This is a genomic window from Bacillus cereus group sp. BfR-BA-01331 (assembly GCF_022663915.1).
GTDB classification, from domain to species: Bacteria; Bacillota; Bacilli; order Bacillales; family Bacillaceae_G; genus Bacillus_A; species Bacillus_A mycoides.
The window spans coordinates 228,321-238,094 of the sequence record NZ_JAKUGJ010000008.1; the positions used below are offsets into that span (position 1 = coordinate 228,321).

Genomic DNA, 9,774 nt, shown 5'->3' on the forward strand with positions numbered 1-9,774 from the left:
ATATAAATTATCGGAGGCCTATACATGAAAAAGAAAAATCGTTTTGTTACCGGAATTGTAACGGCTGGCGTTCTATTTTCAACTGCCCTTCCGTTCAATGTACTTGCTGAAAACCCTATTAACCAAATTGACTCTTCAAACGCCCAGTCTTTACTATCAAAACTTTCTAAAGAACAGCGCCAGGCATTACAAACGTTAGATGCCAATCCTGGTTTTACTATTTCACCAGATATTAATACGAGTAGTTCTGAACCAGTAAATATCATTGTAGAATTTCAAACTGCTCCAGTAAAGATTAATGAATTAAAACAAAAAGAAAAAGGGTTACAAGCTGCTCCTGAAAATATAAAAGCACGTATTGATCAAGAACATGAGGAATTCCAAAAAGGATTAAAACGCCTTTATCAATTCAGCTCATCAGTAAAATCAGGGAATTTCCAGTCTGTACAAATTAAACGTTCTTATAAGCATGCTATAAATGGGGTTGCGCTAACGTTACCTGCAAATACAGTGGAAGAATTGTTACGAATTGGCGTTGTAAAACGTATTTGGAAAGATTACGAAGTGAAATTAGATTTACCAAAACAAGCGGAGCAAAAAGCACCTCAAAAACTAACAGATAGCATTCCGCAAATTGGAATAGACAAGTTACATAGCGAGGGCATTACCGGAAAAGGTATTAAAGTTGGTGTATTAGATACGGGTATTGATTACAATCACCCTGACTTAAAAGACGTGTATAAAGGCTATCGCGCAAAACCGGGTGAAGATTCTAGTAAGGTAGACCCAAACTCTGTAAAAGGTTGGGACTTTATTAATAACGATGCAGATCCGATGGAAACAACTTATACAGAGTGGCAACAATCTGGCGCTCCTGAATTTGATAATCGTGGTTCTTCCTTCTACACAGCACACGGTACTCACGTAGCAGGTATTGTTTCTGCTCAAAAGAAAAATAAATCAGATTCCGCAGTAAAAGGTGTTGCACCTGACATTGAACTTTATAACTATCGTGTACTTGGTCCGTACGGTAGCGGGGATAGTTCAGGTATTATCGCTGCAATTGATAAATCTATTTCTGACGGGATGAACGTTATTAACTTATCGTTAGGTGATGATAGCAACAATCCACTTGATCCAACATCTATCGCTGTCAATAACGCGATGCTTTCCGGTGTCGTTACAGTCGTTGCTGCCGGGAACTCTGGGCCAAATCCAGCAACACTCGGATCACCAGGTGCTTCTCCATTTGCTATTACAGTTGGGGCAAGCGATAGCTCTATTTCCTTACCGAAACTATCAGGGCATGCAGGACAGTTACAATTTTCTAATCTCATTTTATTCGGAAAAAATTTCACTGATAAAATAGAAGATTTCAAAGGACAAACTTTACCTATTGAATCTGTAGGAATCGGTACGCCTGACGAGTTTAGTAAAAAAGATGTAAAAGGAAAAATCGCTCTCGTTGCACGTGGTACACTCTCCTTTGATGAAAAAATTGCGAACGCAAAACAAGCGGGTGCAAAAGCCGTTATTATTTATAACAACGTGGATGGAGAAATTCCTTTCTATGTTGGTGAAAGCACAAAATACATTCCAGCATTCCGCTTAACGAAAGAAGACGGCGAAAAACTAAAAGCTCAAATCGAACAAGGTAGCACATCCTTAACTTTCGATGAGATTAATTACATTCAAACAGAAGGCGATCATCTTGCAGACTTTAGCTCACGCGGCCCTGTTATATCAAATGATGATATTAAACCAGATATTACAGCACCTGGTGTTGCTGTACTTTCAACAGTACCTGAATATATTAACGATCCACAAGAAGGGGAAAATTATGATGTTTCCTATGAGCGCATGCAAGGAACTTCAATGGCTTCTCCTCACATCGCTGGTGTGGCTGCACTTATTTTACAAGAACATCCAGAATACACTCCATTTGATGTGAAAGCTTCCCTCATGAATACTGCTGATGATTTAAAAGAGAAGTATTCCGTATATGAAGTTGGAGCTGGACGAGTAGATGCTTACAACTCCGTTCATACTGAAACGAGTTTTAAAGTGTTAGATACAACAAAAACAATAGTTAATGATGAAGTGATTGAAGTACCAGAAGAAACTGGATCAATTGCATTCGGGAAGTACTATCAAAAAGATGGGGAATCAATTGAACAAAAACGAAAAATTAAAATTGAGAATCGTAATAAACAGGAGAAAAAAGAATTTAAAACAGAAATTTCTTACACACCAGCCTCTTCCACTATTAACGATGCTATCGCAAGCGGTGTAAAAGTTTCTACTTCTGAAACAATAACAATTGATGCTGGTAAATCAGATGAAATTGAAGCAAAAATTAATATTCCAGCTGGTGCAAAGCAAGGCCGATATGAAGGGTATATTCATATTACAAACACGAAAAATAAAGAAGAAACGTATCAAATTCCGTTCTCTATTCGTGTATCAGAGCCTGGTATTGAAAATGCACTATTATCAAGAAAAACAATCTCAACTGATACATCTAAATTCAATCCATACCGTGAATCATATGTTCACGGGGCGTTCCAATTAAACAGCGAACTTGAAACGTTAGATCTTATCGTGAAAGACTCAAAAACAAATAAAGCGCTCGGCTTCATCGGAACATTAAACACGAGTGGACTACAAACGGATGTGTATTACTACTTAGATTCATTCTTTAACGGCAGAGTGTATCCTTTTACAAATGATCCTGCAAAACCAATTGGTGATGAGAAAATCGACTTACCAGAAGGAGATTACACAATTGAATTTGTTGGCTATGATAAAGCCGGGAAGGCACGTGTGAAAGGTGATTATGTCGTAATTGATAATACACCGCCAGAAGTGAAATTAACTGGATTACAGCCTGGTATTTATGAATTAAATGAAGAAAACTATACAGTAGAAGACGGTAAAAAAGCACTATGGATTAAGGGAAATGTGTATGATTCAAACGTTGACTACTTAAAAGGAAAAGGGTTAAACATTACGCAAGAAGCGAACGGGGTTATGTACTATGACTATTCCCCATACTTGCATAAGTTTTTACCGATTACTGAAAATGGCGACTTTAAAGTTGGTATTACACCTGACTCCTTCAGAACGGAAGGCCCAATGAACACAGGCGTATATATTTTCGATTATGCAACTGCAGGCCCCGACTATCCAAGCGGTGTAAATAACTATTGGTTCATCCCGCAAGGTGCTCAATATGCGAAAGCTAGTTATGATAAAAAAGAATTATATAAAAATGATGAATTCACAGTAACACTAAACGCGAAGCACGTAAAACAATTTGTTGCTGGAGAATTTAACGTGAAATTCCTAGAGAAGAACTTCAAATTTGCAAATGCGAAATTGAATCCTGCTTTTGAAAAACTCCTTTCTGAAAAAGGTGTAACTGCAAAAGTAAATGAGCCGAAATTAGAAGAAGGTTCTGTTACAGTAGGCGGAGCTATTGATGATAAAAACTTCGCTGGATTAGACGGTGATTTCCCATTCATTGATGTAACTTTCAAAGTAGAAAATGATGAATTTTATGAAGCAAATGCTCAGTTAGATTTACCAGTGTTCGTTTACTGGAAACACGGTGAATCAGAGCCAAACAGAATGCGTATACTGCAAGATCAAACATTCTCAGTTATGTCTTTAAACTCACTAGTAGAAGGAAATATTAAACCTGGTGCATTCGTAAATGAACGTGGATATTTAGATGAAAAGTTTGATTATACGAAACTTGGCGTAAAAGTATACGCAACTGATTCTTACCGTCATAAATTTGAAGGCTCACTGGATAAATACGGATACTTCAAATTAAATGGACTTCCTGTTAATAAACGTGACTATAACTTATACGTAGAAGTTCCAGGGCATTTAACAAGCCGCCTAACAACGAAATTAGGTACTGAAAAAGATGGTAAGCTGCTTGGCCAGTATTATTACGCACGACCTGATGAAAACCTTGCAGGTGATGTAAATGGAGATAAAGTCATTGATATTAAAGATGCTGAAATTATCGCTAGCAACTATGGTAAAAAAGGACTATCTGTGAAAGACGGCGACCTTAATAATGACGGCATCGTCGACGAAAAAGACATTCGCTTCGTTGAAAAGAACTTCTTGAAAAAAGGACCGGATGCAGCAAAATCACAAACACCTGTAGAAAAATCAAAGAGCGGTACACTCGCAGATATTTTAAAGAAATTAGGATTAACACCGAAAAAATAACATATAAAAGCACTCTATTCGAAAATAGAGTGCTTTTTTCTATAAATGACCCTTATCCAGCAAAAGGGGTATATTGGGGATATACAAGGGAAACCGGAAAGGAATTTATATTAATTTATATTAACTCAGAGGTAGGAAGCAGTTTCCCGCCTCTGAATTATTAGCAGTTATTATAGTACTGGTGCCATTGTTTCTTTTAATACTTTTACAGAATGAGCGAACTTCACTTTTTCTTCTTCGTTTAATTCAAGTTCCACGATTTCACGTACACCTTCGCGGTTAATAACAGCTGGAACACCTACGTAAGCATCTTTCTCACCATATTGACCTTCAAGGTATGCAGATACAGTTAATACGCTGTTCTCGTTGCTTAAGATCGCTTTAGTTACACGAAGTAGTGACATACCGATTCCGTAGTAAGTTGCGCCTTTACGTTCAATAATGTGGTAAGCTGCATCGCGTACATTTTCAAAGATTTTATCTAAATCTTCTTGGTTATACTGTTCGTTGTTCGCTAAGATTGTTTCTAGTTTTTGTACACCTACAGTAGCGTGGCTCCATACTGGAAGTTCAGTGTCACCGTGCTCACCAACGATGTAAGCATGAACGTTACGTGGATCTACATCTAAGTAGTCACCTAACATGTAACGGAAACGAGCAGAGTCTAAAGTAGTACCAGAACCGATTACGCGCTCTTTCGGTAAACCAGATTCTTTCCAAGTTACGTAAGTTAAAATATCAACTGGGTTAGTTGCGATTAAGAAGATTCCATCGAATCCGCTATCCATAATACCACGAACGATTTGTTTAAAGATCTTTGTATTTTTCTCAACTAAGTCTAAACGAGTTTCGCCTGGCTTTTGTGGTAATCCAGCAGTGATAACTACTAAATCTGCATCTTTACAATCTGCATAGCTACCGCTCCAAACTTTTGTTGGTGCTGGAGAGAATGGTACCGCATGGCTTAAGTCCATTGCTTCTCCTTCTGCTTTTGCTTCATTAACATCTACTAGTACGAATTCTTCAGCTACACCTTGGTTGATCATTGAGTAAGCATAACTACAACCTACAGCTCCTGTTCCTACTAATACTACGCGATTGATACCTTTTTTCATGTTAATTTCCCCTTTCAATTGTTTACATCTATTTTTTATTATTGTTTAAGTAATTAATTAAAATACTAATTTAATGTTGTTTAACTTCTTTACATACATATTGTAGCACGGATTATTGTGAATTCCTTCACAAATTATGACCTATTTGTGAACTTTTTCACATAGAGTGTAAAGTTGTTAGAATGCGGGTGAAATCCATCTCAATGGAGGCGTTTTCTTTAGATTGTGAATACAAATAATGTGATTTGATTATTCTTTTGAATTAAACTTACTTTCTATAATTTAAATCCCAATCTGTATCTAATCAAAATAAGATAACTACTGTGTGGCTATAACACCTCTTCAATCTTTGAATGGAATACGGTATGATATCCTGCAATGAATGATGTTCTTACTTTTTTAACATACTGCTTTCTCCCCATATAAATAAACAGCCTGCTAATGTGAAAAGGAGCAAATAGATTAATATATGCTCCTTTTCACATTAGCGCATATTAATTAAAAAATATCCGTTAAAATCATGCATTCTTTTCTAATAATAAACCATTCAATATAAGTGATAGGCTATGTAAAGCTTTAGACAACTGTGCCTCGGCATCTTCAGAATTCGCGATCCAACAAGCAAGGTCCACTAGTCCGCCATTTATGAATCTTGCTAAAGCTTCACAGTCCGTCTTTTCAATAATACAATCCTTCATTAGTTGCTGAAGTATCTCCGCCATCGTCGCTAAACATTGTGACTGTGATGATTGATAATAACTAGTTCCTAATACTGCTGGTGCATCTCGAAGTACGATTCGCTGAATTTCTGGATCAAGTGCCATCGTTAAATAAGCTCGACAGCGCCCAACAAATCCTTCCCAATTACCTTCCGCCTCATCTGATACTTTCCGTAATTTATTATCCATTTCCATATCAATTTCTTTTACAACTGCTTCTAGCAATCCTTTTTTATCGCCAAAATGATGATAAATTGCACCACGCGTTAAACCGACAGATGCAGTAAAATCATCCATAGATGTGTTTACATATCCAACTGTACCGAAAGCCTCTCTTGCTGCACTCAGCAATTTAGCGCGTGTTTCAATGATCATTTCTGCTCTTGTTTTTTTAACCATCTTTTCCTCCTACTTCTATTCATTCCCTTTATTCAAAATGAATCCCATTATAGTATCGTTCTCTATATAAAAGAATAACTCCTTTTAACGTTAGCTCTCCATCCAGAGATAAAACATTTCAATTGACATACGCGCCGTATGTTAATATGATATTGGCATACGGTGCGTATGTCAATTTTTTCTAGCTTACAAGATAATATAACTTCTTACTTATACCCTAAATTGACTCACTGTCCCTTTTTATAGAAGGTATTAACGACACAGAGGAGGAGTTAAAAGAATGAAGAATGTATATGTAAACGTCAAATACTTTGGTGATTATTATGTTTAATTCCTACCGTGAGATTTTCAGTGCTTCTGGTACAAAAGGATTCTCATTAGCAGGCTTTATAGCTCGGATGCCCATATCAATGATGGGGATTGGTATTGTTACAATGTTATCTCAGTTACGTGGTGACTATTGGCTTGCCGGAGCCGTTGCAGCCACCTTCACATTATCATCAGCTTTACTAGCTCCTCATATTTCTCGTATGGCTGATCAATTAGGGCAATCTCGTATACTTCTTCCGACTACAGGTATCAGTGTTTTCTTTACGATTCTCTTACTTCTATGTACGAAATATGAGGCTCCTTATTGGACGCTATTTCTATCCGCCTTATGTGCGGGTTGTATGCCAAACATGTCGGCCATGGTACGTGCACGTTGGACTAAACTATACCGTGGATCTCATAAATTGCATACAGCATTTTCCTTCGAATCGGTCGTCGATGAACTTTGCTTCATCATTGGTCCTGTATTATCCGTCAGTTTAAGTGTTATGTTCTTCCCAGAAGCAGGACCACTTTTATCATGTGTTTTTCTTACAATCGGGGTATGCCTATTCACCATGCAAAAAAGCACAGAACCACATGTACATCCCCACGACATTACAAACAAAGGAACAGTATTTAAAATTGGTACATTACGAGTGCTTGTATTCACACTCATCGCTATAGGTACTATATTTGGCACAATAGATGTAGTTAGTGTGGCTTTTGCTGAGCATCAAGGAAACACAGTAGCTGCTAGCTTTGTGCTTTCCGTCTATGCAATCGGTTCATGCCTGGCAGGTCTTATTTTCGGCACTCTTAAACTCAGTACTCCACCATATAATCAATTTTTAATAGCAGTCACACTATCAATGGTAACAATGCTGCCACTAGTTTTCGTAAACACTATTGCTTGGCTAGTAGTTATTGTTTTCTTTGCAGGCTTATCTGTTGCCCCTACTATGATTATTACTATGGGACTGGTGGAAAAAATCGTACCTGAATCAAAAATAACCGAAGGAATGACCTGGGCAATTACAGGACTTGGTATTGGAGTCTCTCTAGGATCAGCGGTAGCTGGTTTAATTATTGATACCTTTGGAGCTCGCGCAGGATTTAGTGTGGCTATTATTGCAGGAGGCCTTGCCTTAATTATTGCACTTTTAGGATACAAAACTCTCCACTCCGCATATAGTCATGCTGTTATGAAACCGGATGGGCATTCAGCAGAAAGTTAAAACATATTCAAAAAATAGGATTACCTCTTCTTATGTATAAGAAGAGGTAATCCTATTTAAATTAATATAACTTTTTTGTATCGTATCTTGAACGATATCCTCTGCTTCTGCTGGTGTTACTCCAATTTTAAGCAAATATCTATAAATACTTTTTGATGTTTCTATAATGACCTTTTCATACGCCATCGCTCTCTCCTTTCTATTAGTTAGACGCTTCAAATAGAAAAAAGTATACAAAAATCTATAAAAAAAAGCAGACTATCAACAGTCCACTTTTATACAACAAAAAAGAGATAGCAGATTATGCTATCTCTTTTAGTATGACCCGTACGGGATTCGAACCCGTGTTACCGCCGTGAAAGGGCGGTGTCTTAACCACTTGACCAACGGGCCAAAATCTGGCAGAGAAGAAGGGATTCGAACCCTCGCACCGCGTTCGCGATCTACTCCCTTAGCAGGGGAGCCCCTTGAGCCACTTGGGTACTTCTCTATAATATGGCTCCGCAGGTAGGACTCGAACCTACGACCGATCGGTTAACAGCCGATAGCTCTACCACTGAGCTACTGCGGAATAATTATGGTGGGCCTAAATGGACTCGAACCATCGACCTCACGCTTATCAGGCGTGCGCTCTAACCAGCTGAGCTATAGGCCCATAAAAAGCGGGTGAAGAGAATCGAACTCTCGACCAGAGCTTGGAAGGCTCTTGTTTTACCACTAAACTACACCCGCATTAAATTAAAAATGGTGAGCCATGAAGGATTCGAACCTTCGACCCTCTGATTAAAAGTCAGATGCTCTACCAACTGAGCTAATGGCTCATTTTGAAAGTGGTGCCGGCTAGAGGACTTGAACCCCCAACCTACTGATTACAAGTCAGTTGCTCTACCAATTGAGCTAAGCCGGCTTGCGATTTCAAAATGGTGGCTCGGGACGGAATCGAACCGCCGACACGAGGATTTTCAGTCCTCTGCTCTACCGACTGAGCTACCGAGCCTTTATGTAAAAAAAATGGCGGTCCCGACCGGGGTCGAACCGGCGATCTCCTGCGTGACAGGCAGGCATGTTAACCACTACACCACGGGACCATTTGGTTGCGGGGACAGGATTTGAACCTGCGACCTTCGGGTTATGAGCCCGACGAGCTACCGTACTGCTCCACCCCGCGATGATATAATATTTAATTTAGAAAAAATGGAGGAGGTAGAGGGATTCGAACCCCCGCGCGACTCTCGCCGCCTGTCGGTTTTCAAGACCGATCCCTTCAGCCGAACTTGGGTATACCTCCGAGATATGAACTTTGAGTGGTGGACCTTGTAGGACTCGAACCTACGACCGGACGGTTATGAGCCGTCTGCTCTAACCAGCTGAGCTAAAGGTCCTTTATGGTAGCGGCGGAGGGGATCGAACCCCCGACCTCACGGGTATGAACCGTACGCTCTAGCCAGCTGAGCTACACCGCCATAAGTTATATTCAAATAAGTGGAGCCTAGCGGGATCGAACCGCTGACCTCCTGCGTGCAAGGCAGGCGCTCTCCCAGCTGAGCTAAGGCCCCATATTTTGAAAATATCGGGAAGACAGGATTTGAACCTGCGACCCCCTGGTCCCAAACCAGGTGCTCTACCAAGCTGAGCCACTTCCCGTTAATAAAAAACGCGCCCGAGAGGAGTCGAACCCCTAACCTCTTGATCCGTAGTCAAACGCTCTATCCAATTGAGCTACGGGCGCATATGGTGCCGAGGGCG

The 9,774-nt window shown here is 39.5% G+C and carries 5 protein-coding genes and 16 tRNA genes; 2 read left to right on the plus strand and 19 right to left on the minus strand.

The features are described 5' to 3' along the window. Positions 1-24 precede the first annotated feature (24 nt). Positions 25-4,248, plus strand: coding sequence for a S8 family serine peptidase (locus MR155_RS17205; RefSeq protein ID WP_242310668.1), 4,224 nt, complete (start codon positions 25-27; stop codon positions 4,246-4,248). A 170-nt stretch (positions 4,249-4,418) separates the two neighbouring features. Here MR155_RS17205 and MR155_RS17210 read toward each other — a convergent pair whose 3' ends face one another. Both MR155_RS17210 and MR155_RS17215 read right to left on the minus strand, forming a co-directional pair. Then, positions 4,419-5,363: an L-lactate dehydrogenase gene (locus tag MR155_RS17210; RefSeq protein WP_002089250.1), complete on the minus strand. Its 945-nt coding sequence runs from the start codon at positions 5,361-5,363 to the stop codon at positions 4,419-4,421. Positions 5,364-5,881: 518 nt separating this feature from the next. Next, complete coding sequence (locus tag MR155_RS17215) at positions 5,882-6,481, minus strand: TetR/AcrR family transcriptional regulator (RefSeq protein ID WP_113938210.1); 600 nt, start codon at positions 6,479-6,481, stop codon at positions 5,882-5,884. 323 nt (positions 6,482-6,804) lie between these two features. On the opposite strand from MR155_RS17215, the gene MR155_RS17220 reads away from it, so the two are divergent. After that, positions 6,805-8,028, plus strand: a complete 1,224-nt coding sequence (locus MR155_RS17220) for an MFS transporter (RefSeq protein WP_219301102.1) — start codon at positions 6,805-6,807, stop codon at positions 8,026-8,028. 30 nt (positions 8,029-8,058) lie between these two features. Here MR155_RS17220 and MR155_RS17225 read toward each other — a convergent pair whose 3' ends face one another. The 17 genes from MR155_RS17225 to MR155_RS17305 all read right to left on the minus strand — a co-directional run bounded on the left by MR155_RS17225 (position 8,059) and on the right by MR155_RS17305 (position 9,757). Further along, entirely contained in the window at positions 8,059-8,214 is a 156-nt protein-coding gene (locus tag MR155_RS17225; protein ID WP_242310670.1) for a hypothetical protein, read from the minus strand. A 135-nt stretch (positions 8,215-8,349) separates the two neighbouring features. Then, a tRNA-Glu gene (locus MR155_RS17230) sits at positions 8,350-8,421 on the minus strand. 6 nt (positions 8,422-8,427) lie between these two features. Beyond that, positions 8,428-8,518, minus strand: a tRNA-Ser gene (locus tag MR155_RS17235). A 6-nt stretch (positions 8,519-8,524) separates the two neighbouring features. Further along, a tRNA-Asn gene (locus MR155_RS17240) sits at positions 8,525-8,599 on the minus strand. 7 nt (positions 8,600-8,606) lie between these two features. Then, positions 8,607-8,683: transfer RNA gene (locus tag MR155_RS17245), tRNA-Ile, on the minus strand. 6 nt (positions 8,684-8,689) lie between these two features. Further along, a tRNA-Gly gene (locus MR155_RS17250) sits at positions 8,690-8,760 on the minus strand. 13 nt (positions 8,761-8,773) lie between these two features. Beyond that, positions 8,774-8,849, minus strand: a tRNA-Lys gene (locus tag MR155_RS17255). Positions 8,850-8,859: 10 nt separating this feature from the next. Continuing rightward, a tRNA-Thr gene (locus MR155_RS17260) sits at positions 8,860-8,935 on the minus strand. A gap of 14 nt (positions 8,936-8,949) precedes the next feature. Then, positions 8,950-9,025 (minus strand) — tRNA-Phe (locus tag MR155_RS17265). A gap of 15 nt (positions 9,026-9,040) precedes the next feature. Further along, positions 9,041-9,116: transfer RNA gene (locus MR155_RS17270), tRNA-Asp, on the minus strand. 3 nt (positions 9,117-9,119) lie between these two features. Beyond that, positions 9,120-9,196: transfer RNA gene (locus MR155_RS17275), tRNA-Met, on the minus strand. Between the two features lie 27 nt (positions 9,197-9,223). Next, positions 9,224-9,316 (minus strand) — tRNA-Ser (locus MR155_RS17280). A gap of 17 nt (positions 9,317-9,333) precedes the next feature. Further along, a tRNA-Ile gene (locus MR155_RS17285) sits at positions 9,334-9,410 on the minus strand. Positions 9,411-9,414: 4 nt separating this feature from the next. Further along, positions 9,415-9,491: transfer RNA gene (locus MR155_RS17290), tRNA-Met, on the minus strand. A 20-nt stretch (positions 9,492-9,511) separates the two neighbouring features. Beyond that, positions 9,512-9,584 (minus strand) — tRNA-Ala (locus MR155_RS17295). Positions 9,585-9,598: 14 nt separating this feature from the next. Next, positions 9,599-9,672 (minus strand) — tRNA-Pro (locus MR155_RS17300). 11 nt (positions 9,673-9,683) lie between these two features. Then, positions 9,684-9,757: transfer RNA gene (locus tag MR155_RS17305), tRNA-Arg, on the minus strand. Between the last annotated feature and the right edge of the window lie 17 nt (positions 9,758-9,774).

Bases quoted from the DNA above. Each gene is read 5' to 3' on its own strand.
- MR155_RS17205 (WP_242310668.1), top strand. From the start codon at position 25: ATGAAAAAGAAAAATCGTTTTGTTACCGGAATTGTAACGGCTGGCGTT.
- MR155_RS17210 (WP_002089250.1), bottom strand. From the start codon at position 5,363: ATGAAAAAAGGTATCAATCGCGTAGTATTAGTAGGAACAGGAGCTGTA.
- MR155_RS17215 (WP_113938210.1), bottom strand. From the start codon at position 6,481: ATGGTTAAAAAAACAAGAGCAGAAATGATCATTGAAACACGCGCTAAA.
- MR155_RS17220 (WP_219301102.1), top strand. From the start codon at position 6,805: ATGTTTAATTCCTACCGTGAGATTTTCAGTGCTTCTGGTACAAAAGGA.
- MR155_RS17225 (WP_242310670.1), bottom strand. From the start codon at position 8,214: ATGGCGTATGAAAAGGTCATTATAGAAACATCAAAAAGTATTTATAGA.